25 protein-coding genes are annotated in these 23,193 nt (G+C 70.9%); 14 read left to right on the top strand and 11 right to left on the bottom strand.

Features of this window, described 5'->3' with window-relative positions; all coding sequences use genetic code 11:
• Positions 1 to 266 precede the first annotated feature (266 nt).
• Positions 267 to 3,074, top strand: coding sequence for a SpaA isopeptide-forming pilin-related protein (locus ABXS69_RS03890; RefSeq protein WP_366181248.1), 2,808 nt, complete (start codon positions 267 to 269; stop codon positions 3,072 to 3,074).
• 95 nt (positions 3,075 to 3,169) lie between these two features.
• Here the strand turns inward: ABXS69_RS03890 and ABXS69_RS03885 are convergent, their stop codons facing one another.
• Positions 3,170 to 4,015: an exodeoxyribonuclease III gene (locus ABXS69_RS03885; RefSeq protein ID WP_366181247.1), complete on the bottom strand. Its 846-nt coding sequence runs from the start codon at positions 4,013 to 4,015 to the stop codon at positions 3,170 to 3,172.
• 96 nt (positions 4,016 to 4,111) lie between these two features.
• Here ABXS69_RS03885 and ABXS69_RS03880 point away from each other — a divergent pair, with 96 nt between their 5' ends.
• Positions 4,112 to 4,438 carry an acylphosphatase gene (locus ABXS69_RS03880; protein ID WP_366181246.1) on the top strand — a complete coding sequence of 109 codons (327 nt, stop codon included), beginning with the start codon at positions 4,112 to 4,114 and terminating at the stop codon, positions 4,436 to 4,438.
• Positions 4,439 to 4,505: 67 nt separating this feature from the next.
• Here the strand turns inward: ABXS69_RS03880 and ABXS69_RS03875 are convergent, their stop codons facing one another.
• From ABXS69_RS03875 to ABXS69_RS03865, 3 genes are all read right to left on the bottom strand, one after another.
• Entirely contained in the window at positions 4,506 to 5,414 is a 909-nt protein-coding gene (locus ABXS69_RS03875; RefSeq protein WP_366181245.1) for a bifunctional methylenetetrahydrofolate dehydrogenase/methenyltetrahydrofolate cyclohydrolase, read from the bottom strand.
• Complete coding sequence (glyA, locus tag ABXS69_RS03870; RefSeq protein WP_366181244.1) at positions 5,411 to 6,721, bottom strand: serine hydroxymethyltransferase; 1,311 nt, start codon at positions 6,719 to 6,721, stop codon at positions 5,411 to 5,413. Before glyA ends, ABXS69_RS03875 begins: the two co-directional genes overlap by 4 nt.
• 332 nt (positions 6,722 to 7,053) lie before the next feature.
• The gene (locus tag ABXS69_RS03865; protein WP_366181243.1) at positions 7,054 to 8,274 is read right to left on the bottom strand and encodes a GTP-binding protein; all 1,221 of its coding nucleotides are present in this window, start codon (positions 8,272 to 8,274) and stop codon (positions 7,054 to 7,056) included.
• 48 nt (positions 8,275 to 8,322) lie between these two features.
• Between ABXS69_RS03865 and rpmB the strand changes: the two genes are divergently transcribed.
• From rpmB to purU, 9 genes are all read left to right on the top strand, one after another.
• Entirely contained in the window at positions 8,323 to 8,562 is a 240-nt protein-coding gene (gene rpmB / locus ABXS69_RS03860) for a 50S ribosomal protein L28 (protein ID WP_017177181.1), read from the top strand.
• Positions 8,559 to 8,729 (top strand): 50S ribosomal protein L33, encoded by a 171-nt coding sequence (gene rpmG / locus ABXS69_RS03855; RefSeq protein WP_073451342.1) that lies wholly within the window; start codon positions 8,559 to 8,561, stop codon positions 8,727 to 8,729. The genes rpmB and rpmG overlap by 4 nt, the downstream gene beginning before the upstream one ends.
• Positions 8,729 to 9,034: a 30S ribosomal protein S14 gene (gene rpsN, locus ABXS69_RS03850; protein WP_366181242.1), complete on the top strand. Its 306-nt coding sequence runs from the start codon at positions 8,729 to 8,731 to the stop codon at positions 9,032 to 9,034. Before rpmG ends, rpsN begins: the two co-directional genes overlap by 1 nt.
• Positions 9,035 to 9,047: 13 nt before the next feature.
• Positions 9,048 to 9,317: a type B 50S ribosomal protein L31 gene (locus ABXS69_RS03845; RefSeq protein ID WP_366181241.1), complete on the top strand. Its 270-nt coding sequence runs from the start codon at positions 9,048 to 9,050 to the stop codon at positions 9,315 to 9,317.
• 2 nt (positions 9,318 to 9,319) lie between these two features.
• Complete coding sequence (gene ykgO / locus ABXS69_RS03840; protein WP_003782012.1) at positions 9,320 to 9,442, top strand: type B 50S ribosomal protein L36; 123 nt, start codon at positions 9,320 to 9,322, stop codon at positions 9,440 to 9,442.
• Positions 9,443 to 9,692: 250 nt separating this feature from the next.
• Positions 9,693 to 10,121 carry a hypothetical protein gene (locus ABXS69_RS03835; protein ID WP_366181240.1) on the top strand — a complete coding sequence of 143 codons (429 nt, stop codon included), beginning with the start codon at positions 9,693 to 9,695 and terminating at the stop codon, positions 10,119 to 10,121.
• On the top strand, positions 10,122 to 11,372 hold the full coding sequence (locus ABXS69_RS03830; RefSeq protein WP_366181239.1) for a glutathionylspermidine synthase family protein: 1,251 nt from the start codon (positions 10,122 to 10,124) through the stop codon (positions 11,370 to 11,372).
• A gap of 11 nt (positions 11,373 to 11,383) precedes the next feature.
• Positions 11,384 to 12,685: an APC family permease gene (locus ABXS69_RS03825; RefSeq protein WP_366181238.1), complete on the top strand. Its 1,302-nt coding sequence runs from the start codon at positions 11,384 to 11,386 to the stop codon at positions 12,683 to 12,685.
• Between the two features lie 9 nt (positions 12,686 to 12,694).
• Positions 12,695 to 13,597: a formyltetrahydrofolate deformylase gene (purU, locus tag ABXS69_RS03820; RefSeq protein ID WP_366181237.1), complete on the top strand. Its 903-nt coding sequence runs from the start codon at positions 12,695 to 12,697 to the stop codon at positions 13,595 to 13,597.
• A gap of 158 nt (positions 13,598 to 13,755) precedes the next feature.
• Here purU and ABXS69_RS03815 read toward each other — a convergent pair whose 3' ends face one another.
• Both ABXS69_RS03815 and ABXS69_RS03810 read right to left on the bottom strand, forming a co-directional pair.
• On the bottom strand, positions 13,756 to 14,907 hold the full coding sequence (locus ABXS69_RS03815; RefSeq protein WP_366181236.1) for an XRE family transcriptional regulator: 1,152 nt from the start codon (positions 14,905 to 14,907) through the stop codon (positions 13,756 to 13,758).
• The gene (locus ABXS69_RS03810; RefSeq protein ID WP_366181235.1) at positions 14,904 to 15,305 is read right to left on the bottom strand and encodes a hypothetical protein; all 402 of its coding nucleotides are present in this window, start codon (positions 15,303 to 15,305) and stop codon (positions 14,904 to 14,906) included. The genes ABXS69_RS03815 and ABXS69_RS03810 overlap by 4 nt, the downstream gene beginning before the upstream one ends.
• Positions 15,306 to 15,766: 461 nt before the next feature.
• On the opposite strand from ABXS69_RS03810, the gene ABXS69_RS03805 reads away from it, so the two are divergent.
• A complete protein-coding gene (locus tag ABXS69_RS03805) occupies positions 15,767 to 16,285 on the top strand; it encodes a carbonic anhydrase (protein WP_366181234.1) in 519 nt (172 codons plus the stop codon).
• 111 nt (positions 16,286 to 16,396) lie between these two features.
• Positions 16,397 to 16,951 (top strand): DinB family protein, encoded by a 555-nt coding sequence (locus ABXS69_RS03800; RefSeq protein ID WP_366181233.1) that lies wholly within the window; start codon positions 16,397 to 16,399, stop codon positions 16,949 to 16,951.
• Between the two features lie 65 nt (positions 16,952 to 17,016).
• On the opposite strand, the gene ABXS69_RS03795 is transcribed toward ABXS69_RS03800, so the two are convergent.
• From ABXS69_RS03795 to nucS, 3 genes are read right to left on the bottom strand one after another with little or no spacing between them, the layout of a single operon-like run.
• Positions 17,017 to 18,270 (bottom strand): amidohydrolase family protein, encoded by a 1,254-nt coding sequence (locus ABXS69_RS03795; protein WP_366181232.1) that lies wholly within the window; start codon positions 18,268 to 18,270, stop codon positions 17,017 to 17,019.
• A gap of 50 nt (positions 18,271 to 18,320) precedes the next feature.
• On the bottom strand, positions 18,321 to 19,604 hold the full coding sequence (locus ABXS69_RS03790) for a crosslink repair DNA glycosylase YcaQ family protein (protein WP_366181231.1): 1,284 nt from the start codon (positions 19,602 to 19,604) through the stop codon (positions 18,321 to 18,323).
• A gap of 13 nt (positions 19,605 to 19,617) precedes the next feature.
• The gene (nucS, locus tag ABXS69_RS03785; protein WP_366181230.1) at positions 19,618 to 20,313 is read right to left on the bottom strand and encodes an endonuclease NucS; all 696 of its coding nucleotides are present in this window, start codon (positions 20,311 to 20,313) and stop codon (positions 19,618 to 19,620) included.
• Between the two features lie 187 nt (positions 20,314 to 20,500).
• On the opposite strand from nucS, the gene ABXS69_RS03780 reads away from it, so the two are divergent.
• Positions 20,501 to 21,922, top strand: coding sequence for a heparan-alpha-glucosaminide N-acetyltransferase domain-containing protein (locus ABXS69_RS03780; RefSeq protein ID WP_366181229.1), 1,422 nt, complete (start codon positions 20,501 to 20,503; stop codon positions 21,920 to 21,922).
• Between the two features lie 525 nt (positions 21,923 to 22,447).
• Here the strand turns inward: ABXS69_RS03780 and ABXS69_RS03775 are convergent.
• Positions 22,448 to 22,852, bottom strand: a complete 405-nt coding sequence (locus ABXS69_RS03775; RefSeq protein ID WP_366181519.1) for a DUF2550 family protein — start codon at positions 22,850 to 22,852, stop codon at positions 22,448 to 22,450.
• 5 nt (positions 22,853 to 22,857) lie between these two features.
• Positions 22,858 to 23,193, bottom strand: coding sequence for a F0F1 ATP synthase subunit epsilon (locus tag ABXS69_RS03770; RefSeq protein ID WP_366181228.1), 336 nt, complete (start codon positions 23,191 to 23,193; stop codon positions 22,858 to 22,860).

Below are 23,193 nucleotides of genomic sequence, written 5' to 3'. Positions count from 1 at the left end.
AACCGCCGCGGCCGTCGTCCCGGAAGCGCGGCTCACCAAGAGGTTGTCGCCATCCCAGATGATCTGGGCGATAACAATACCATTGCGCCCGCAACCCCTTCCCCCGGGATTTGCTAGTGTCACCCTCATAATCGCCGAGGTATGACGAATCCCCATCGCCACCCCCGGCCCCCTACCAAGACGAGCATTCCCGCACCCCAGCGCCCGGCCATACCTACCGGCCGGGGGAGGGCATGTCGCGTCAGACCCGCAACGAAGAGTGACTAATGAGTTCTCGTTCCCATGCCCTACCGCGCGCCAGCCGCGTCGCCCGCTGCGCCCTATTGGCCCTCTGCGCGCTCGCCCTCATCTGCGTTGACGCGGTCAGCATTCCTCGCTCCCTGAGCACCACCCCGCCCGCCCAGGCCGCGGACGGGATCTTCGAGTGCTCGCCCGGGACGGTGTACAACGTGATCAGCGACGGGGCCATCAACAAGATCTCCCCCGACGGCACTGTCTCACAAGTACTCGGAAACGACGAGCATCCCTTCGATTGGTTCTACGACGGAGACAGAGCGAACGGCCTGGGTATCGAGAAAAATGGTACCGGGGCCTACTTCCTCATCCAGAGAAAGAACGAGCTCAGGATCGTCCATTACGCCAATGGAGAATGGACAGGGACAGAGAGAATAGACTCCTATAACTGGGGGCTCCTCGACGGGACATATATCGCCGGCGGGGTCCAGCCCTCGACGGGCGACTACTACTTCGGCGGCTACGAGGAGAACGCCGGCGCATGGACCGGAAGGTTCCGTGTCTGGCGGGTCCCCCACGGCTACCTGGAAGCCAAGTACATCCAGGATGTCGGATACATTGACGTCGGCAAGGAGATCGACAAAGGCGATGGCAATGGCGACTTGGCCTTCGACGATGCCGGAAACATGTTCATCGTCCGGAGTTCGAGCATCTCAGGGATCACCCAGATCTACTCGGTAACCGCTACGGCTCTCGCCGCGGATAGTGGCAGCAATTACCACATCCCGTCGACTACCACCAAGGCCGACAGAATCTCAGGAAATAAGGCGGTTAACGGCATCGCCTTCGACGCCGAGGGGAAACTCTACCTCTCCGACACGAACAATGTGGGCGCCTACGACCCGGTCAGTTTTAAAAATATCATCCCAAAGATCAACAAGAGCACCATCGGAGGGCAGTCATTTAGCACTGACCTGGCCAGTTGCGGCTCGCCCGCGACCTTCATCCTGAAGAAGAACATCGTCAAGCGGGAGAATGCCAACGATCAGTTCAAGCTCGCAGTGAGCTACGACCCGGCGGGCGGCGAGATCGCCTCCGTCCAGACCACGGGAAACGCCAACGGCGTGCAAAAGGAGGTCATCGGCATCTTCCCCGTGATGATCGGCACTGACTTCTCCTTCTCGGAGAGCGCGGCCAACGGCGCGAGCCTCTCCAACTACTCCTCATCGTGGAGCTGCACGAGAAGCGGGAGCAGCACCCCCTTCGCCCAGGGCCAGGGAACCGGCGGCACCGTTCGGATCCCCCAGCAGAGCAGCGTCGTCGTGGAGTGCACATTCACCAACGCCCCTCTCACCGGCTCCGTGTCCTGGGACAAGACGGCCAGCAACGCGCCCTCCCAGCTCCTGCCCGGCTCTGAGTGGTTGCTCTCCGGCCCCGGCGGCACGAGGCTGGCGGTGAAGGACTGCACCTCCGCGGGGCAGTGCGCCGGCACTAACGACGCCGACCCCGCCCCCGGAAAGTTCCTCGTCGAGAACCTGCCCCTGGGCGACTACTCCCTCTCCGAGACCGTGGCCCCCAAGAACTACAAGAAGGCCACAAGCGTCTGGAGCGTGAAGATCACGAGCGCCCAGCGCGCGGCGCGAGTCATCGGCGTCTCCAACGACCCCCTCGAGGCGACCCTCACCATGACCAAGAAGACCCTCGCGGTGGACGGGAGCCCGCTGCCCTCCTCACGCGGGGACTGGGAGCTGAACGTCACCGCCGAGGACGGCTCGACCGTGGTGGGCGGCACCCAGATCACTTGGGATGACGGCACGGTCGACAACCCCTGGACCGTCACCGTTCCCCCCGGCAAGGACACCGGCACCGTGACCATCAGCGAGGCGGCGGCCGAGGGCTGGGAGAACAAGGCGATCTCCTGCACCAACGCGGACGGCTCCCCCCTCGCCGTCACCCCCACCGGCAACCCCGGCGAGGGCTCGATCCCCCTCTCACCGGGCGCCCAGGTCGCCTGCGAGTTCACCAACCAGCGCAAGCCGGGCACGCTCACCTGGACCAAGACCGACGCCAGCACCGCGAAGGAGATCCCCGGCTCCTCCTGGACGATCAAGGGCTCGGGCCCCGGCGCCGCCGCAGTGACCGTGACCGACTGCGTCGAGGACGGGAAGTGCCAGGGCGGCATCGCCGACTCCGACCCCGCGCCCGGCAAGTTCAAGGTGACGAACCTGCCCTGGGACCAGTACACCGTGACCGAGGCCGCCCCTCCCAGTGGGTACGTCCTCGACACCACCGCCCGGCCCGCACGGATCTCGAGCACGAGCCTCAAGGTCGATCTTGGAACCATCACGAACACCCGGGCCACTGGCACGGTGACCTGGAAGAAGGTCGATGGCGATAACAACGAGGCCCTGGCGGGCTCCGAGTGGACCCTCACCGGCCCCTCCTTCCCCGCCGCGACCGTGATCACCGACTGCGACTCCGGCGATTGCAAGGCCAAGGCCGCGGGCGCGACCTACTATGACGCCGACCCGGCTCCCGGCAGCTTCCGGGTCGAGGGAATTCCCGCCGACGGCGCGGCCCTGGCGCTCACCGAGTCCAAGGCGCCTGCCGGGTACCGGCTCGACAAGAATCCGAAGGCGTTCAGCATCACGGTTGGGGCGGATGGCGCCATCGTGAGCCACGTGTTCACCGACCCCTTCCCGAACTACAAGAGCCCAGTGCCCGCGCTCCCGCTGACCGGCGGGATCGGAGCCGATTTCTTCTACCTCGGAGGACTCGGCCTAGGCCTCATGACGGTTCTCGCACTCGCTGTCAGGCAGTCGCGCCGTCGTCGGTCCTGATCCCGCCGCGACGGAAGTCGGCCCCAGGCGGGCCGGGACCGGGTCGGGGGCTCACTCCCCCACCCGGTTTCGGCCTACCTGGGGCCGCGTCCCTGCTACAGCCGGTAGTCGACGACGAGCGGGGCGTGATCGGACCAGCGCCCCTGGTAGTCCTCGGCGCGGTCCACGCGCAGGCTCTCGGCGCGCTCAGCCAGGCCGGGCGTGATGACGTGGTAGTCGAGGCGCCAGCCAACATTGTTATCGAAGGCCTTGCCGCGCTGGGACCACCACGTGTAAGGGCCCTGGGCGTCGGGGAGGAGGTAGCGGGAGGCGTCCACCCATCCGGCGTCGAACCAGGATTCCAAGTGGGCGATCTCGTCATCGAGGACGCCGGCGACCTTGTTGTGGTTGGGCTTCCAGTTCTTGATGTCCCGCTCGGAGCGCACCACGTTGAGGTCGCCGGCCATGAGGATCTCGCGGGCGCCGTCGGATGCCTCCCACTCGGCCAGCAGCGCGGCCATGCGGGCATCGACGAGATCGAGATGGGCGTACTTCTGGTCCATCTTCTCCGTGCCGATCTGGCCGGAGTGCAGGTAGGCGGAGATGACGGTGAGGAGGCGGGGGGCGCCCGGGGTGGCGCCGGGGAGGGCGAGGTCCGCCTCCAGCCAGCGGCCGGAGTCGACATCGGGCTCCTCAGCGTCGGGAGCGGCGACCCCCAGGCGGGTCTGCCCCACCGTGATACCGCTGCCCTCGCGCACGGCGACGGCGACTCCCGCGCGCCCTTTGACGCGGCAGGGCCAGACGATGGGCTCATATCCGGGTAGGAGCGGGGCGGCGATCTCGGGGTCGGCGCGCACCTCCTGCAGGAGGAGGACATCGGGCGCGGCAGCCTCGAGCCAGTCCCCCATGCCCTTGCGGGCGGCGGCCCTGATGCCGTTGACGTTGACGGTGGCGATTCGCATGCCGCCCAGCGTACGCGGCCGGGACGCGCTCGGCGCGGGGCCGCCCCCGGCGGAGCCGAGCAGCGATTCCGAATGCTGCCTGTCACAATGGGGGCCATGAAGGGCATCGACCACAACGGCGGCGCCGGCGTGCAGGCGGCGGCACGACTGCGCACGATCCACGCCCTGGTCTCAGGGCGGGTCCAGGGGGTCGGCTTCCGCTGGTCCTGCATGGAGGAGGGAGAGCGCCTCGGCCTGGTGGGCGAGGTGCGCAACCTGCCCGATGGCGACGTGGAGGTGATGGCTCAGGGAGCCGCCGACGACGTCGCGAGCCTCATCGCCTGGCTCCACCGCGGCCCGCGCTGGGCCTCGGTGAGCGCCGTCGTCATCACGGACTTGGAGCCCGGGAGTCTGAGGAGGCGCGCCTTCGTCATGGGCAGCTGACCGACCGTCCCCTTCCCTCTCTTCTCTCACCGAGACCGGTCGAAAATAGGAGCGAGACCGGTCTCGGTCAAGGGGCCAGGCGGGCGGCGCGCTCGGCCGTCTCCACGACGTTGGCCAGCAGGAGGGCTCGAGTCATCGGCCCCACTCCCCCGGGGTTCGGGGAGAGCCATGAGGCGACGCGATCAACGCCGTCGGCGACGTCCCCGGCGATCCGCCCCTTGCCAGTGGCGGGGTCCACCACGCGCGAGACGCCCACGTCGAGCACGACGGCGCCCGGTGCCACCATCGCAGGAGTGATGACCCCGGCCGAGCCCGCCGCGGAGATGACGACATCCGCGCGGCGCACGTGCGCGGCGAGGTCGGCGGTGCCCGTGTGACACACGTCCACCGTGGCGTTGACGTCCTTTCGGGCCAGCAGGAGGCCGATGGTGCGCCCCACGGTGACGCCACGGCCGACGACGCACACGTCCTTGCCGGCCAGGTCGATGCCATGGCGGGCCATGAGCTCGATGCAGCCGCGCGGCGTGCACGGCAGCGGCGAGTCGATGGGCCCGGTGCCGCGCAGGACGAGTCGTCCGAGGTTCGTGGGGTGAAGCCCGTCAGCGTCCTTGTCGGGGTCGACGCGCTCCAGGATGGCGTTGGTGTCGACACCGCGCGGCAGCGGCAGCTGGACGATGTAACCGGTGCAGGCGGGATCGGCGTTGAGGCGATCGATCGCGGCCTCGATCTCCCCCTGGGCGGCGGTGGCGGGCAGGTCCACGCGAATCGACTCGATGCCGACCTCGCGGCAGTCCGAGTGCTTGCCGGCCACGTATTTGACGCTGCCCGGGTCCTCGCCGACGAGCACTGTTCCCAACCCGGGCACGACGCCGCGCGCCCGCAGCGCCGCCACTCGCTCGGCGAGCTCGGCCTTGATGGCGGCGGCGGCAGCCTTGCCGTCCAGGACGCGGGCGGCGCCCTCCCAGGGGGCCCTCACTGGACCAGGCCCGGGTAGAGCGGGAAGGCGTCGGTCAGGGCAGTCACCCGCGATCGCAGGCCCGTGAGCAGGTCCTCGGTGGCGTTGCCAGCGGCGCCCGCGGTCAGCGCCGTGGCGATGATCTCGGCGACTTCGGTGAACTCGGCCTCGCCGAATCCGCGGGTGGCCAGAGCAGGGGTGCCGATGCGCAGCCCGGAGGTGACGCGCGGGGGGCGGGGGTCGAAGGGCACGGCGTTGCGGTTGACGGTGATCCCCGCGGCGTGGAGGAGGTCCTCGGCCTGCTGGCCGTCGAGGGCGGAGTCGCGCAGGTCCACCAGGACGAGGTGGACGTCGGTGCCGCCAGTCACAAGGCTGATGCCCGCGCCGCGCACGTCATCGGCGAGGAGGCGCTCGGCGAGGATCCGGGCACCGGCGAGCGTGCGGGCCTGCCGGTCGGCGAACTCCGGGGTCCCGGCGATCTTCATGGCGATGGCCTTGGCGGCGATGGCGTGCATGAGAGGCCCGCCCTGCTGGCCGGGGAAGACGGCGGAGTTGAGCTTCTTGCCCCACTGCTCGGCGCGGTTGGACAGGATCAAGCCCGAGCGCGGCCCGCCGAGGGTCTTGTGGACGGTGGTGGACACGACGTCGGAGGCGGGCAGGGGGCTGGGGTGCAGGCCTGCCGCGACGAGCCCGGCGAAGTGCGCCATGTCGGTCCACAGGGCGGCGCCGACCTCGTCGGCGATGGAGCGGAAGGCGTCGAAGTCCAGGTGGCGGGGGTAGGCGGACCAGCCGGCGATGATGACGCGGGGGCGCTCCCGCAGGGCGGTCTCTCGCACCTGCTCCATCTCGATGCGGTGCGTGGCCTCATCGACGCCGTAGGCGGTGGCGTGGTAGTTCTTCCCGGAGAAGTTGATCCGCATGCCGTGGGTCAGATGACCGCCGTGGGCGAGCGACAGGCCGAGGATGGTGTCACCTGAGTCGGCCAGGGCGTGGAGGACGGCGGCGTTGGCCTGGGCCCCGGCGTGGGGCTGGACATTGGCGTACTCGGCGCCGAAGACGGCCTTGGCACGATCGATGGCGAGCTGCTCGGCGACGTCGACGACCTCGCAGCCGCCGTAGTAGCGCTTGCCGGGGTAGCCCTCGGCGTACTTGTTGGTGAGCACGCTTCCCTGGGCCTGGAGAACAGCGCGGGGCACGAAGTTCTCGGAGGCGATCATCTCGAGCGTTCCGCGCTGGCGGTCGAGCTCGCCGTCCAGAACGGCGGCGATCTCGGGGTCGAGCTCGGCCAGGGGGAGGTTGTTGAGGGAGACGGTGGCTGGGGCGGTCATGCTTCTCCTGCGGGTACTCGGGCGCGTGCGCGCCGCGGCGGGCGATCCGCGGCCCAGGCGGGCGACCCCGGATCTGCGTGTCATGCCGCTCCCCGGTGGTGATCCACCCGGCGCCAGTCGCGACGGCCATACCCTATCGCGCCTGACCCCACGGCGCGCGGCGACGCGGAGGAGACACCTGGGGAGGGCGCGCCGGTCGACCGGCGCCATCTGCCCCGACCGGCGCCATTCTCGCCGACTGGCGCGTCCTGCCCGCACCAGTGGGCGCGAACCGCGCTAGTCGGGGTGAACCGCGCTTCTCAATGCGAACTGCGCCTGTTGACCCCGCCCCCTCAGCCGGCGCCGCCGAACCAGTCGTCCATGGCATCGCCGTCGGGGCCGCTCCAGGCCAGGGCCGTCACGAACTCGTCAGGCCTCAGCAGGATGCGGGAGAAGGCCTCGCGCACGCGCTCGCAGGCGGCGTCGTCGGCGATGCCGGTGACCACCAGGTGGCAGCGCGGGCCGACGAGCCCGCCCGCGACGGCTCCGGGCGCCTCGTCCTCACCCCAGGGTACGGGCGCCTCGTCCCAGGTGCCGGCGTCACCCACGGTGACGGCGCCGCCGGCGACCTCCCAGGCGCACACGCGCCCGGGGCGGCTGGGCAGCCAGAAGCAGCCGCGCGCGCACATGCCAGCCCCGGCGAGGTCGGCGACGAGCTCGCGCAGCCGCTCGGGGTGGAAGGGCCGGTCGGAGGCGAGATCGAGGGTGCGCACGCCGTGCTCAACCGGCCCGCCCCAGGCACGGGTGGAGGCGGGGTGGACTCGTGCGACGGCGGCGCGGGCGTCATGGCGCACCGACATGAGGGCGTCGAGGACGGGCGCGTCGAATCCGGGCAGGAGGAGGGAGTCGTGGGCCCGCAGGTGCTCGACGAGGTCCGCGCCCGCCCCCTCCTCCCCGACCGCGACGATGACGTCGGCGTAGCCGAGCCCCAGCATGTGGACCTCGCCGGTGCAGCGGGGATCATCCTCTCCCCAGGACAGGCCGAGGTCGGCTAGGAGGATGTGGGTGAGGATCTCGTCGACGGCGGTGGCGGTGAGCACCGCGTGGGCGACGCCCGCGAGCGCGGCGCCGGGGACGGCCTTGAGCTCCTCCGCAAGGCGCGGCACGAGGTGGACGATCTCGATCGCCGGGGGCAGGAGGATGACGGTGGCGCCACCCGGCTCGTCGGCGGCGCGGTCCTCGGCCACGGCGAGGAGCACCTCGCGCAAGGAGCAGGTGGGGCAGGACGTGGGCATGTCGACGTCGAGAACGGCGGGCTCGGCGAGCGCCGGGGCGGCCTCGCCGTCGGGGGCCTCCGATCCGGCCGACGACAGTCTGATGACGCCGTTCTCACCCTGATCGGGGTGGATCGTGGCGGCGATGACGAGCGCGTCCTCGCCATGGAGGCTGAGGGCCGCCAGGTCCAGCAGCGCGGGATCGACGGCGCTGATGAGGGCGATCCGATGGCCGGCGCCCGCGTGGGGGCCGCGGGAGGAGGGACGGCACGCCCCCGGTCGGGATGAGTCGAGAGTCATGAGGGCTCCAACTTGACGGTAATGAGATTCAATCCCAATACTGCACCCATGACCACCTACTGCCAAGTCACGGGAGCCCGGCCGGTCTTCGGCAAGTCCGTCTCCCACTCCCACCGCCGCACGAACCGGCGCTGGGACCCCAACCTCCAGCGCAAGCGCTACTGGGCGCCCTCGCTCGGGCGCACCATCACGCTGACCGTGAGCGCGCGCGGGATCAAGACCATCGACAAGAAGGGCATCGACGCCGTCGTGGCCGACATGCTCGCCCGAGGGGAGAGGCTGCGATGAGCAAGACCGCCAAGGACCTGCGCCCCATCATCAAGATGGTGTCCACCGCGGGCACGGGCTACACCTACGTCACCCGCAAGAACCGCCGCAACACCCCCGACCGCCTCGTGCTGCGCAAGTTCGACCCCGTGGTGCGCCGCCACGTCGAGTTCAAGGAGTCCCGCTGATGGCCAAGAACTCCAAGATCGCCGCGGACAAGCGCCGCCGCGCCGTCGTCGCCCGCTACGCCGAGCGCCGCGCCGAGCTCAAGAGGGCCTCCGTCAACCCGCACCTGAGCGCCGCCGAGCGCGAGGCCGCCATGGCCGCGCTGCACGCCCTGCCCCGTGACGCCTCCCCCACGCGAGTGCGTAACCGGGACGTCGTCGACGGGAGACCCCGCGGATACCTGCGCGCCACCGGGACCTCCCGCGTGCGATTCCGCGAGATGGCCGCGCGCGGCGAGCTGCCCGGCATCGTCAAGTCATCCTGGTGACAAGGAGCACGCCATGAGACCCGGAATCCACCCCGACTACCACCCCATCGTCTTCCGCGACAAGAGCGCGGACTTCGCCTTCCTGACCCGCTCGACCATGACCTCCACCGAGACCATCGAGTGGGAGGACGGCAATACCTACCCCGTCGTCGACGTCGAGGTCTCCAGCGCCTCCCACCCGTTCTGGACCGGCCAGGGCCGGATCCTGGACACGGCGGGCCGCGTGGAGAAGTTCGAGCGCCGCTACGGCAAGCGCGCCCGCCCCGCCAAGAAGGAGGCCTGAGAATGAAGGTCCGCGCCTCGATCCGCTCCCTGGCCAAGCAGCCGGGCTCGAAGGTGGTGCGCCGCCGCGGCCACACCTACGTCATCAACAAGAAGAACCCGCGGCTCAAGGCCCGCCAGGGCTGAGCCGCCCGCGAGGGCTCCCGCTCAGGAGCCCTCTTCCCCTCCCCCAGCGACCCGCGCCGACCATGACCGGCGCGGGTCGCGCAACGCTGTCGGGAGGCGAGGGCCTCGCCGATTCCGCCTCCGCGCCCGCGTGGACGGCGATGGGGAGCACTGCCGTGGGCCGAGACGTTGTCGACGGCGCCCGGCGGACCTAGGCTGTCGACCGTGCCCATCGGCGCCGGGCCCCTGCGCGGCGCGGGAAGGAAGAACGATGCACACCAGGGGCCGAGGCCAAAGAGTCGTCGTCTCCGCCGTCACAGCCGCGGCGGCGGCGCTGTGGATCGGGGGGCTGGGCGGCTGCGCCCCCGAGAAGTCCGACGAGGGCAACACCGACGCCGACTACGTCAGGGTCTGTAAGGAGCCCACGACGGGTCAGCGCATCGAGGACGAGAGATGCTCCGACGACGACGGGAGCAGCCGCCCGAGAGGCCCCCACTGGGTCTACGCGCCGATCTTGCTCGGCTCCTCGGTGAGGGCCCCGGGGGTCGGAGAGAGAGTGCCCTCGGGGTACGACGACTCCAAGCCGTCGTCGAGCAGCAAGGTCACCACCTCGGGCCGCTCGGGAGGCTCCTACTCGCGGGGCTCGGGGACCAGTCACGGGGGCTTCGGCTCCGGCTCCAAGGGCGGATCGGGGTCCTGAGTGCTGCGCGTCCCATCCTCACCGCGCCCCTGCTGGCGCGACACCATCGCCCGCCAGGGCCTCGTCTTCTCCGAGACCACCGACCCCGCCACGGGGACCACCACGAGCTATTGGAATGAGTTCGCCTGCTACGAGCTCACCATGGACGAGGTCGACCTCCTGGAGCGCACCAGCGAGAGCCTCCACATGATGGCCAAGGACGCGGCCGGCTTCCTCGCGGAGGAATCCCTCAAGCCCGGCTCCCCCTTCAACCTGGGCATCCCGCGGGAGGCCATCGAGTACGCCGCGGTCTCCCTCGACCGCGACGACCCCTCGCTCTACTCGCGCTTCGACCTCATTTACTCGGGCAATGACGGGCGCCCGCCGAAGATGCTGGAGTACAACGCGGACACCCCCACCGGGCTGGTGGAAGCCGCCCTCATCCAGTGGTACTGGCACGAGGACGTCCACCTGAAGGCGGGCCTGACGGGCATCGACCAGTGGAACGGCATCCACGAGGAGCTGATCGCCCAGTGGGGGCGCATCGATGAGCGCCTCGGCGGCCTTCACGGCCTGCGCCCCCACATGTACCACTTCGCCCACACCGACGCCGACGACTCCGGCGAGGACCTCATGACCACGAGCTATCTCATGGACACCGCCACGCAGGCGGGCCTGACCGGCATGCTCGTGGAGATGAAGCAGCTCGGGCTGGATCGGGAGACCGCCCGCTTCACCGACGGGGAGAACCGCCACCTCGAGGCCATCTTCAAGCTCTACCCGTGGGAGGAGATGATGTTCGAGGAGTTCGGCCCCGCGATCTGCGCGCTCAAGCCGGACTACTGGTTCCAGCCCGCCTGGACGATGTTCCTGTCCACCAAGGCGCTCTCGGCGGCGCTGTGGCACCTCTACCCGAACCACCCCAACCTCATCCCCACCTACATGTACCCCGACGAGGCCCGGGCCCGCCACGACACCATGGGCATGAGCGAGTACGTCATCAAGCCTCTTCACGCCCGCGAGGGCGCGAACATCGAATTGCACGGGGAGGGCCGGCACATCGTCCAACCCGGCGGCTGGGGCGTGGAGGGGTACGTCATCCAGGAGTTCTGCGAGCTCCCCGACTTCACCGGCACCGACCACCTCCACAACCGCCCAGTCCTGGGCACCTGGGTGGTCGGCGACGAGTGCTACGGCCTGGGCATCCGCGAGTCCGATGGGCCGATCACGGACTACTACTGTCGGTTCGTGCCCAATCGGATCCGGCTCTAGGCGCCAGGGCAGTGCCGGTGCCCGGATCGACGACGGCGCTCCGTCGGGCGCGACGCGGGGAACAGGCCCGGGGGCCCGGGGCGAGCGCCCCGCGGCTGACCACCGTCCAGGGAACCGCGCTCGCCCTGTCCGCCACGGCCCCGTGGTACTCGATCATGGTGACCGCGCCACTCATCGCCACGCTGGTCGGCTCGGGCACCGCCGTCGCCTACCTGCTCGCGGCTGTCCCCGCCGCGCTCGTGGCCGCCGGGATGAGCGCCAACGACCGCCGAGACCCGCATAAGGGCAGCGTCTACGCCTGGGTTCGGCACCGCCTGCCGCGCACCGGCTGGTTCGCGGGCTTCTGCCTGGCCTCCACCGGCGTCATCGCCACCTCCGGGATGGCCTATGTGGCCGCCGCCCTGCTCGTCCCCTCCGCCCCAGCGGCGCTCAAGGCCGGCCTGGCGGCGGCGCTCACCGGTCTCGCCGCGCTCATCGACCTCTACGAGCTGCGGCTCATGGCGGCACTGCAGTACCTGGCGATCATCGCGGGCGTGGGGTCGACGATCGTCTGCGCCGTGCTCGTGACCGGGGGCGGGGTGCGGCTGGCGCCCGTGGCCGGCTCGCCCCTCGACTGGTTCCACGCGGTGCTGCTGGCGGTCTTCGCCTACTGGGGCTTCGACGCGATCTTCGCGCTCACCGAGGTCACGAGCGCCGGGGCGCCGCAGCGGGTGACCGCGCTGACCGTGGTGGGGCTCGTCGGGTTCTTCGTCATCGGCGGGACGGCGTACAGCGCCGTCGACCCCGCCCCCGTCACGGGCCATCTGGTCGTGCGCATCGCGGTGGTCTCCTCGGCGATCATGAGCCTGGGCTCCACGCTCGTGCCAACGGCGCGCGGCATCGAGGCGATGGCCGACGCCGGCCAGATCCCCTCCTGGGCGGGCCGCCTGCGGCGGACCCCCTGGGCGACGGCGGTTGTCACGGCCGCCTCAGTGGCCTGGACGGGCCTGCTGCTCGTCTCCGAGGGGCTCTTCATGGACACGGTCGAGGCCCTCAGCGCGCTCGTGGGACTGTACTTCACCGCGAGCTCGCTCATCGCGGCGCTGCGCGCCCGCTCCCAGCGAGAGCGGTGGGCCCAGGTCGTGGCGGTCGCGCTCATGGCGGTCATCACGGCGGCGGTGGCGATCCAGATGCTCGATCCGGCTTACGGGGCGACGACGGTCGGTGGCGTCGGCGGGGCGGGGCTCATCGTCGTCGGGCTGAGCGCGCTGGGGGTGGCGGGGGCGCTGCGCTACGGCGGCCTCGAATCGGGGGCGCGCGGCGGGGCTGGGTAGGCTGCGCTCATGACTGCTCCCGCGACCACGCCCGCGACGGCTCCTGCCACGCCGTCGGAGCCCTCCCCCACCGCCCATCTCGTACTCACGCTGTCCTGCCCGGACCGCCCTGGGATCGTCCACGCGGTCACGGGGGCGCTGGCCCGCCGCGGCGGCAACATCACCGAGTCCCAGCAGTACGGCGACGACGAGACCGGCCTGTTCTTCATGCGCGTGGCGGTCCTCACCCGCGTGCCGCGCAGCGAGCTCGAGGCCGACATCGCTGAGCTCGCCACCACCTACGAGATGACCTGGTCCCTGGACGAGGCCAACCGTCGCGTGCGCACCCTGCTCATGGTGTCCAAGGAGGGACACTGCCTGTCCGACCTGCTCTTCCGCGCCAAGAGCCAGGGCCTGCCGATCGAGGTGGTCGGCGTCGTCGGCAACCACGAGACGCTGCGCGACGTCGCCGACTTCTACGAGGTCCCCTTCCACTACGTCCCCGTCACGCGCGACACCAAGGACGCTGCTGAGGCCGAGCTGTTGCGGCTGGTCGAGGAGCAGGGCGTCGAGCTCGTCGTCCTGGCCCGCTACATGCAGATCCTCTCCTCCGCCCTGTGCGAGCGCCTGCACGGCAACGTCATCAACATCCACCACTCCTTCCTGCCGTCCTTCAAGGGTGCCAAGCCCTACCACCAGGCCCACGAGCGCGGCGTCAAGCTCATCGGCGCCACCGCCCACTACGTCACCGAGGACCTGGACGAGGGCCCGATCATCGAGCAGGACGTCACCCGCGCCTCGCACGGCGACTCCGCCCTGGCGCTGCAGCGCAAGGGTCAGGACGTCGAGCGCCGTGTGCTGGCCCAGGCGGTGACCTGGCACGCCCAGCACCGGGTGCTGCTCAACGGCCGACGCACGGTCGTCTTCGCCTGACGGCCGGGCTTCCCATCAGGTCAGTAACTCAGGAGCGGGGCGCCCCCACGATCGACAGATGAGGTCCGGTGCGCCTCGATGTCGGAGCCGGAGCCGGGCATCCAGCCGAGCTCGGCCGGCCACTCAATCTTGGCGTCCCCCCCACTCGGTGTCACTGATCATAAGGCGTGCTCCTTGACAGGGGTCCGGCCGCGACGACGGCGCGCGGCGAGATCGATGACATCTGCGGTGGGTGCGTCCTCGGGCTCGGGGGCGAGCTGCATCCAGTGCCGAACCAGCTCAGGCGGTAGGCCGGTGTAGCTGCCCAGGGCGATACCACCCAGATCGGTGACGCGGCTGAGCGCCTGCTGGAGCAAGAGCGGCCGCTCGCTGGTGACGTCGACCGGTTCGATGGCAGGATCTCGCCATCCGAGGGAGGAGAGCTGGATCTGGAGGCTCCTGGCTCGTTGTGCGGAGATGGCGCCGGTGTCGCGGGCGCGCATGATGATGGCGCCGACACTGAGGCCGTAGTCGGCCTTGATGGGAAGGTAGCCACGCAGGGTGGTGCGCTCGGTGACGCACCTGCTGACGACGGTCTGCGGTAGCAGCAGTGCCCCGGCGAAGCGGTGAGCGCGCTGCTCGCGGTAGTCCCTGGTGCTGGTCATGGGGCTCGCCAGGTCGTTGTCCCAGATGTGGTGGGCGGCCTCGTGGGCGAGGGTGAATCGGGCGATGGCCCCCGGCGCAGAGCTGACGAGGGCAACCAACGGTCGCCGATTGTGGTGACTGGGCAGGCTGACGCCAGTGACGGTGCCGGCCCGGCCGCCGTCGGGGTCAAGCCCGTTGATGACGCCGATGCCCTGGCGTTCGAGGACGCGGGTCACGTTGGCAACCGGCTCCTCCGGGCCGATCCCTGCAGCACGACGCACCTCGATGGCGACCTGCTCGACGTCGTCGAGCAGATCGGGATCGTCACTGAAGTTGAAGGGGCGGTAGCCGGTCTCGGCGGAGACCTGGGCGAAGACCCGAGTGGCCTCGCGCGCCAGACGGACAGACCGTTTCTGTTCGGACGCTGACGCCCGTGCCTTCTTGCGGAACGTGGGCACGGCGGTCTCGGCAAGGGGGTCACGCTGAGTGAAGAACCCGAGCGGTAGACAATACTGCTGAGCCAGACGACCGGCGACCTCGAGGGTGAAGCGCTGACTGCCGCTCTCGATCTTGGAGATCTGAGCCGGCGTCATCCCCACACCCTCGGCGAGCCGGACCCGTGAGAGCCCCAGCAGCTCGCACAGCGCCTTGATCCGCGCCCCGATCAGCTCGTCCTGGCCGATCACGCCACCCCCTCCTGCTCATCGGCCTCGTCCGCCAGGTTGAACAGGAAGAGGTCCTCATCGGCGTCAGAGCCTACGAATGCCAGGTTGTCCTCTCCGACGTCTCCGCCTCGCGGGATGAGGAGGTCGAGGTCGCAAAGGGTCGCCTCGCCGAAGGCTCCCGGAACCAGGGTATGCACGACGCGCAGGGTGTAGCCGGCGGCGCGGCCCTCGGGGTCCACGTACGTCCACAGCAGCAGGAAGACCTGTCCGGCGAGATGCGCGCCATCGAGTAGCGCGCTGCGGGTGGCGAGCTCCGCGAACGGGGGCTGGGTCCACTCGGTCCGGCGAGCACGGTTGGAGCCGGCGTGGGGCACCCGATCGGGCTGGCTGCAGGGCGCCTTGAGCACGCGAAGGCGCATACCCGACACCTCGTCGACGAGGAAGAGCTGCCCATCTTGCGCGGGTCACCGTCGATCCTCCAGCCCTCGGGCAGCGACTCCGCCTCAAGAGCCTCGCGGAGGTCCGCCCGGATGGTGAGCGGCCGAAGATGCGGGTAGCGGGAGTGCGCCAGGCCGGAGGCCCGCTTCTCCGCGTGCAGGATCGCACCCGCCATCGCCTCATCCAGCAGCGACGCGATGAGGCCGATCCTCTCAAGGATGATCTGTGCGACTCGATTCATGGCAGCCTCCGATCCAGTGGGTAGCAATTTTTGCATACAGTTGAAAGCATGTCCAGGTGTACTGACCGGAGAGGTTGGTGAAAAGACCGCACCGCCACCCGCCGGCCTGTATTCCTCAGCGGACGGCACGTGCGGCCCACGCCCGCGCCGCACATGATGGGGGGCGGCGTCGAGACGCCCTCGACGTCCTCGCTTCGCCGCTTGAGGAGGTTCTCATGCCCCCCCCCCGCACCCACCGGCCCGGACACCAACGACGTCCTGGCCGCCGCCCGGCGCTACGCCGCCAGCGCCCAGCCCGTCGGGCCGGGCGCGCGTCTGGCCGTCGTCGCCTGTATGGACAACCGCTTCGACGTGACCCGCCTGCTGGGGCTGGAGGCCAGCGACGCCTACGTCATCCGCAACGCGGGCGGGATCCTCACCGAGGATGTGCGCCGCTCGCTCGCCATCGCCCAGAACGCGCTCGGGGTCGAGGAGGTCGTCCTCATCCACCACACCGACTGCGGCATGTCCCGCCTCGACGACGCACAGTTCGCCAGCGCCCTGGCTGAGCGCACCGGCCTGCGCCCCATGTGGAGGCCGGGCGGCTTCACCTGCGCCGAGCAGGACCTGCGTGAGATGCTCACGGCCCTGGCCCGCGACCCGCACATTCCCGCGGGCGCGACGGCCCGGGGCTTCGTCCACGACGTCACCGGCGGCTCCCTCCCCGAGGCGCCCGCCTGATCGGAGGCCCGCGCCCCGCTGAGACGAGCCTGTCGCGACGGGCATCGACGCCATATCCTGACCGGGTCCCACGCGGCGCGCTCGGCGCGGCGAGGAGGCGAGGAGGTAGTCATGATCGTTGCGACTGGGGACCAGGACGCGCAGGCCCTGCGGAAGATGCTCATCGACGCCCTGGGGCGTTCGCGCGAGCGCCTGGATCGGGCCCTGGAGGGCGTGAGCGTGGAGCAGGCCAACGCCCGGCCGGTGAACGGGCTCGCGCCACGGATCGACTCACTCACATGGCTCGCCTGGCACACGGCGCGGGCGATCGACTCGCAGATCGCGCCCCTGGCCGGGCGGGAGCCGGAGTGGACGGCGGGCGGGCACTCGGCGCGCTTCGGCCTACCGCTGCCCGATGACACCGAGGACTGGCGGCACACGCCCGAGGAGTCCGCGCGGGTGACGGTCAGTGACCTGTCCGTGCTCACGGACTACCTCGACGCCGTCTACGCGGTCGCCACGGAGTTCCTGGGCTCGCTGGACGCGGCGCGGCTCGATGAGGTGGTCGACGAGGCCTGGGACCCGCCGACGACGCTCGGAGTGCGCCTGGTGTCGATCGTTGACGACGCCATCCAGCACTCCGGCCAGGCTGTGTACGCCCGCCGTCTGCTCGGCCTGCCCGGGTGACGCCTCTCCCCCCCCCACCTCATCGAGACCGGTCTCGCTCAGAGGAGGAGGAAGAGGAGGGGGGATCAGGCGGCGTGGGGGCTGGTGAGGTCGACGTCGGCGCCCCGGCGCAGGACCCGCATGGGGGTGAGCTCGGCGTCGGTGACGACGACGTCGGCCCATAGGCCCGGCCGCAGCGCGCCGATACTGGCGTCACCCAGGATCTCGGCGCCCTGGCAGGAGGCGGCGTACACGGCGTCCACCAGGTCCACTCCGCCCTTCCAGGTGGTGCGCACGACGTCGAGCAGATGAGCCGTGCCGCCGGCGATCGCGTCCTTGCCGGTCAGCCGGGCGACGCCCCCGGAGACGGTGACGGCCTGGGGGCCGAGGACGTAGTCGCCATCGGGCATGCCGGCCGCGGCCATGGCATCGGTGATGAGGACGACCTTGTCCCGCCCCAGCGTCTCGAACATGTCGAGCACGATCGCCGGATCGAGGTGGACGCCGTCGCCGATCATCTCCAGGACGCACTCGCCCCGCTGGGCGGCGGCCAGGAGCTCCGGCACCGGCCCCGGAGCGCGGTGGTGCATGGGGCGCATGCCATTGAACAGGTGCGTCGCCGTCGAGCGCGGCGAGCGGATCGGCGCTCCGCCCCCCAGGCGCGCCGCGATGCGCTCGGAGGCGTCGGCCATGGCGGCGCGCACGGGGGCGGCGCCGGAGTCGGTGTGCCCGAAGGAGGGCAGGGCACCGCCCTCGATGAGCGCGGCGTTGACACCCTCGTCGCCCGTGATGCCAGGCTTCTCAGGGGCGATTGTCATCGTGACCACGTGACCGCGCCCCAGCTCGATCAGCTCGCGGGTCAGGTCGGCGTCGGGCTCGACGATGTAGGTGGGGTCCTGGGCTCCGCAGCGCTCCACGGAGACGAACGGCCCCTCGAAGTGGATGCCGGCGAGCTCGTCGGCGTCGCACAGCTCGGCCAGGACCGCAGTGCGCTCCCTCAAGACGTCGGCGGCCGCCGTCACGCAGGAGGCCACGAGGGAGGTGGTGCCGTGGCGGCGGTGCTCCAGGATGGCGACCATCGCCTGCTCGGGGGTGGTGGCGTTGGGGAAGGACTCGCCGCCCCCGCCGTGGCAGTGCACGTCCACGAGGCCGGGCAGGAGGTAACCGCCCTCGGGCGCCGCCTCGGCGCCCTGGAGCGCCTCGCCGAATCCCGCGCCCGTCGCCGCCGAGGCCTCCCCGACCCAGGCGATATGGCGGTCGGTGATGACGACGAGGCCGTCGTCGATAATGGCGTCCGGTGTGATGACTCGTCCGCGCAGGGCGGTAGCAGCGCTGCTCATGCTCGCAGCATAGACCCAGAGGTCAGACAACCGCGACCGCGCTGGTCGCGTCAACGGGCCAACCGCTCCTCGACGCGGCGCACAGCCCGCTCCACGTCCCTCTCGAGGCGCGCCGAGCGCCGGGCTCCGGAGGCCCAGACCAGTCCCGCGCCGACGGGCCTGACCGCCACCACGCGCCCGCGGTCCACGAGCAGTGGCCGGAACATGCCGTTGGCCCCCGGGCAGATGAGCCGCTCACCCGCCTCGTCGGTCAGGCAGCCGCGGTCCTTGTAACCCACGTGCAGCTCGTCGAAGGAGGCCAGGAACAGCGTCCGCTCGGCGTCCTCGCTGTTGGCGGCGAGCAGATCGGGCAGGTCAGCGCGCAGGTAGACGGTCGTGGCGCGTTCGCGCGCCGACGACGCCGAGCCTGCCGCCCCCATCACGGCCAGTGCGCCACGGGGCCCCTCCCCCATCCGCGCCCGGGTCAGGGGCACGAGAGCGCGCACGGCGGCGCAGGGCTCACCGGCCGCGTAGTCCGCCGCATTGGTCATCTCGACGGCGTCCTCCAGGGCCTGGGCGGCCTGCCCCACGGGCAGGGTGGTCCAGCGGGCCAGGTCGGCCGCGGTCACCGGGCCGTGGCTCGTGGCGTAGCGGCGGGCGATCTCCGCCAGCGCCGCCCGGTGCCCGTCACTGCCACGGGCGCTCCCGCCGCTGCCGCCCGGGCCCGTCTCGGAGCCCGGCAGGGCGCGGGCGTCCACCACCAGGTGCTCGTTGTCGGCCCGGGGGCCCTGGACGAGGACGCCCTGCCAGTGCAGGCGCACAATGAGGTGACGGCGCCGCCCTGAACCCACCTGGGAGGAGGCCGTTCCACCGCCCGGCGCCAGCAGCCCGGCCTCCTCCCAGGCGCTGATGAGGCGGGCGCGCGGCAGCGGCCCCTCCTCGGCGATGAGCGCCAGGGCGCTCTGGCCGGCCCGGTCGACATCCGCCTGCGTCACCCCCCACCGGGAGGCGCCCGTGGTCATCGCGCTCTCGTAGCGGTGCGCCAGGGCCTCGCGCAGCCAGTGGTGGTCCTCAGCCGTGGTGATGTGGACCGTGCCGTGCATCGGCCAGGAGCGCACGAGCCGTCCGTGAGCGAAGGCCCTCTCGACGTCCGCCATCTGGGTGCCCGTGGTGCGCGAGATCAGGGCATGCGGGACGGCAGAGACCTGCTGTCCCTGGACGGCCAGCTGGCGGCGCACCGCCTCAGCGACGTCGGGCGCGCTCGTGGCTGGCACGAGGCCCTGGGCCACGATCCTCAGCAGCGAGGCCTGCCGGGGCCGGCCCACTGGGGCCTTGCGAGGAGCGCGAGCGGTCATGAGGGCGTCGCCATCAGAAGAGGCGTGATTCGACGTCGTCCATGCCGCGCATCGCGTCGTAGTCCAGCACGACACAGCGGATGCCGCGGTCCTCGGCAAGAACGCGCGCCTGGGGCTTGATGGTCTGGGCGGCGAAGACCCCGCGCACGGGGGCGAGCAGGGGGTCGCGCCCGAGGAGGTCGAGGTAGCGGGTGAGCTGCTCGACGCCGTCGATCCCGCCCACGCGCTTGATCTCAACAGCGACGCTCGCCCCCGTGGAGTCCTTGGCCATGATGTCCACCGGGCCGATGGCGGTGGGGTACTCGCGGCGCACGAGGCGGTGGCCGGGGCCCAGGACCTCGATCTGCTCGGCGAGGAGCTCCTGGAGGTGGGCCTCGACGCCGTCCTTGAGCAGGCCCGGTTCGGGGCCCAGGTCCACCGAGTCGTCCGAGATGATCTCGTGGATGCGGATGACGAGGCGGTCGTCGGTCTTGGTGGAGGAGACCTCCCAGCGGGCGACGACGCCGACCTCAAGGTCCTCCTCGTCCGGCTCCATCTCGGTCAGGCGCGCCGGCGGGCTCATCCAGTTCAGCGGCTTGTAGGAGCCGCCGTCGCAGTGGACGAGCACGGAGCCGTCCGCCTTGACCATGATGAGGCGGTTGGCCCGGTCCAGGTGGGCGGACAGGCGGCCGGAGTAGTCAACGGAGCAGGAAGCGATGACGACGCGCACCGGCCCACCCTAGCGGGTGGCCTCGGCCGCGGACGACAAGACGGCGCCCCGGTGGCCCGGACGCGAGAGGAGCCCCCGCGCCACTAGGCGGGTCCCCTCGGCTGGCGAGCCGATTCACGCTGCCGCCCGGGCTGGGGGATGATCTGCCTGTTGATCGAGGCTCGCCGAATCCTGAGGAGTCCCACGAGTGAGCAGCACGAGTACCCCGGCACCGCCCGCCCCCGGCCCCACGCCCGACCCGGCGAGCTGGCGCCTCCCCCTGCGCCGGGGGCCGTACCTCACCGGGACGGCCGGACCGAATCGGCTCATCGGCCTCGATGCCGCTCGGGGCCTCGCGCTGTTCGGCATGGCGGCGGCCCATGTGGGCCTGACGAGGTGCGGGCTCAACACGCTGCCGGGCTGGCTCAACCTGGCGCACGGCCGCTCCGCGGTTCTCTTCGCGATCATCGCGGGGTTCTCGCTCGGGATCATGTCCGGGCGCGAGACGCCCCACGCGGGCGAGCGCCTCGTGCGCACGCGGCTGCGGATCCTCGTGCGCGCGGTGCTGCTCATGGCGGTCGCCGGGGCGCTCATCACCTTCACCACCGGGGTGGTGATCATCCTGGGCTACTACGCGGCCTGGTTCGCGGCGGCCCTGCCGGTCCTCCACTGGGGCGCCCGCAAGCTGCTCATCGCCGCGGCGGCGACCGCCGTCGTCGGGCCGCTCGTCCTCAAGGCGCTCCCCCTGGCGATGGCGCGCGTGGACCTGGCCTCCTGGCCCGCCGCCTCCGACGGCTCCGAGGCGCTCCTGGGCCTGTTCGTCACGGGCGCCTACCCCGGCGCGGTGTGGATGTCCTTCATCTTCCTGGGGATGGGGCTCGCGAGGATGGGGATCAGCGGGACTCGGCGCCTGGTCCGGCTCGCGGCGATCGGGGCGCTGTGCGCGATGCTCGGCTACGGCGGCGCGTACGCGCTCACGCGCGCGGCGGGGGCGGAGGAGCCGGACGCCTTCCACCTCACCGTTCCCACGAGCCGGGACGCCTCCGTCGTCGGCTCCGATGAGCGTCCGGAGCCCGAGGCCACCCGGACCGTCACCGTCGAGATACCGAGTTGCGGCGACGGCGAGGCGATCAGCGGCTCCTCCGAGTGGCCGGTGCTGCTGTCGGCCAAGCCGCACACGAACAGCTTCTTCGAGGCCGTGGGCTCCGGCGGGGTGGCGGTGACCGTCATCGCGCTGCTGCAGCTACTGGCCTCGGCGGGGGCATGGGTGAGGTGGGCGCTCGCGCCGCTGGCCGCCATGGGATCGATGTCGCTGACGATCTACAGCGCGCATATCGTGGCGATCTGGGCCTTCGACCTTATGAGCGCTCAGACGAACAGGCCGCTGATGACCATGATGGGCATCCTGGCGGCCTTCGCGATGGCCTGGCTGGCCGTCTTCACCCGCGGGCCGATGGAGCACGTCGTGCATGTCATCTCCCTGCGGGCCACCCGGGCCCCCAGCACCCGCCCCCTCTCCCTCCCCCTCACCGAGACCGGTCGAAAACAGGAGCGAGACCGGTCCACCTCCCGCACTCCCGAAGGCGTCCCTCGCGGCGCCGCGTCTCGCTCAGATCACGGAAAGGTCTAGCGCGTCAGCGGGGCTCTGCTGTGAGCCCGACGGCGCAGGCGCTGGCGTCCGACCTCCAGCGGCGCGGCGAGCTCAGCGTCGTCGTGCGCTGAGCCCAGGCGCGCCAGGAACCTGTCGCGACGGCCTTCCTTGACCGCTATCCGCACGGCCGGAGGCAGTACAAGCCTCGCGCAAGTACGGGCTCATGGCGTAGGAGGGGCAGACCGGGCCCATTAGTGCGCCAAACACCCAAATGCTCGTCGCCATCGCAACGAAGAGTCCCCCTCTGGGCACCAGAACCCAAAACGTCAGGAGCCAGGCTCGGATCCGCCCTCTCAGCCATGTCACGCGCCTGTCGAGAATCGCGCAGGAGCGTCGATTCCGCCAGGGCCGACCACCGACTCGCGCATCTCGCACTGAGTGGTGCCGTTTGCACCGAGCGGTGCGCGCTACCCGCACCGCTCGGCGCGAATGGCACCAGTGGGTGCGAAAGGCACCGCTCGGCGCGAATGGCACCGCTCAACCGGTCTCGCTCATCAGAGGGGATTAGAAGAGGGTGGGCTGGGTGGGGGCGGCCGACTCCAGCCAGGCGACGAGAGCGGAGTGGGAGGCCTCGTGCATCGCCAGCTTGTAGCGCTGGCCCGCGATGGCGCAGGGGACCTCGAGGACCTTGCCGCTCTCGAAGCGCCTCACGGCCTGGCCGAGCTCGATCGACTCCCGGGCCCAGAGGGCGGCGGGCCGAGGGGACACCGAGACGAGCCGGTACCACCGCAGGGTGTCATCGGTGAACAGCGCGAGCCCGGAGGTCCAGGTCATGCCTCCCGGCCGCAGCAGAGCGCACTCGAAGGAGCCCACGCGCCCGGCGATCGAGCGCAGCCGGGTCAGGAAGATGACGAGGGGGACGACGACGAACAGGGCCACCAGCGCGAGAGCCATCAGCACCTGCCCCATCTTCGTCACTCCGCGCTCGTCATCGTGCCGCTCGACTCGCCAGCGCTCCCGGGGGCGGCCCCAGCGGCGGCGACCTCAGCCCCTGCCAGATCGGCCGCCACGGTGATCGTGTTGTGGTCCACGGAGCAGAAGCCCCTGGCGACCGGCACCTCGACGGGCGTCCCCTCCACGGTGGTCAACCGGACGGTCCCGGTGCCCAGCAGCGCCAGGACCGGCTGGTGCCCGGGCAGGATGCCCATCTCGCCGTCGTCGAGCGGGACGGAGACCTGGGAGGCCTCGCCCTCCCAGGCCGTGCCCCCGTTGCGGGAGACGATCTCGACCGTGAGCACTGCGGGCGCCAT

Origin of the sequence: Actinomyces timonensis (assembly GCF_040702965.1) — a bacterium.
Taxonomy (GTDB): Bacteria; Actinomycetota; Actinomycetes; order Actinomycetales; family Actinomycetaceae; genus Actinomyces; species Actinomyces timonensis_A.
Note: the sequence above shows the minus strand (reverse complement) of the source record. Positions and strands in the feature narration are given on the sequence as shown.

Bases quoted from the DNA above. Each gene is read 5' to 3' on its own strand.
- ABXS69_RS03770 (WP_366181228.1), bottom strand. From the start codon at position 23,193: ATGGCGCCCGCAGTGCTCACGGTCGAGATCGTCTCCCGCAACGGGGGC.
- ABXS69_RS03795 (WP_366181232.1), bottom strand. From the start codon at position 18,270: ATGAGCAGCGCTGCTACCGCCCTGCGCGGACGAGTCATCACACCGGAC.
- ABXS69_RS03865 (WP_366181243.1), bottom strand. From the start codon at position 8,274: ATGACTCTCGACTCATCCCGACCGGGGGCGTGCCGTCCCTCCTCCCGC.
- ABXS69_RS03810 (WP_366181235.1), bottom strand. From the start codon at position 15,305: ATGCGCCTTCGCGTGCTCAAGGCGCCCTGCAGCCAGCCCGATCGGGTG.
- ABXS69_RS03790 (WP_366181231.1), bottom strand. From the start codon at position 19,604: ATGACCGCTCGCGCTCCTCGCAAGGCCCCAGTGGGCCGGCCCCGGCAG.
- ABXS69_RS03880 (WP_366181246.1), top strand. From the start codon at position 4,112: ATGAAGGGCATCGACCACAACGGCGGCGCCGGCGTGCAGGCGGCGGCA.
- ABXS69_RS03845 (WP_366181241.1), top strand. From the start codon at position 9,048: ATGAGACCCGGAATCCACCCCGACTACCACCCCATCGTCTTCCGCGAC.
- ABXS69_RS03800 (WP_366181233.1), top strand. From the start codon at position 16,397: ATGATCGTTGCGACTGGGGACCAGGACGCGCAGGCCCTGCGGAAGATG.
- purU (WP_366181237.1), top strand. From the start codon at position 12,695: ATGACTGCTCCCGCGACCACGCCCGCGACGGCTCCTGCCACGCCGTCG.
- ykgO (WP_003782012.1), top strand. From the start codon at position 9,320: ATGAAGGTCCGCGCCTCGATCCGCTCCCTGGCCAAGCAGCCGGGCTCG.
- ABXS69_RS03885 (WP_366181247.1), bottom strand. From the start codon at position 4,015: ATGCGAATCGCCACCGTCAACGTCAACGGCATCAGGGCCGCCGCCCGC.
- rpmB (WP_017177181.1), top strand. From the start codon at position 8,323: ATGACCACCTACTGCCAAGTCACGGGAGCCCGGCCGGTCTTCGGCAAG.
- ABXS69_RS03890 (WP_366181248.1), top strand. From the start codon at position 267: ATGAGTTCTCGTTCCCATGCCCTACCGCGCGCCAGCCGCGTCGCCCGC.
- glyA (WP_366181244.1), bottom strand. From the start codon at position 6,721: ATGACCGCCCCAGCCACCGTCTCCCTCAACAACCTCCCCCTGGCCGAG.
- ABXS69_RS03775 (WP_366181519.1), bottom strand. From the start codon at position 22,852: ATGGGGCAGGTGCTGATGGCTCTCGCGCTGGTGGCCCTGTTCGTCGTC.
- rpmG (WP_073451342.1), top strand. From the start codon at position 8,559: ATGAGCAAGACCGCCAAGGACCTGCGCCCCATCATCAAGATGGTGTCC.
- ABXS69_RS03835 (WP_366181240.1), top strand. From the start codon at position 9,693: ATGCACACCAGGGGCCGAGGCCAAAGAGTCGTCGTCTCCGCCGTCACA.
- rpsN (WP_366181242.1), top strand. From the start codon at position 8,729: ATGGCCAAGAACTCCAAGATCGCCGCGGACAAGCGCCGCCGCGCCGTC.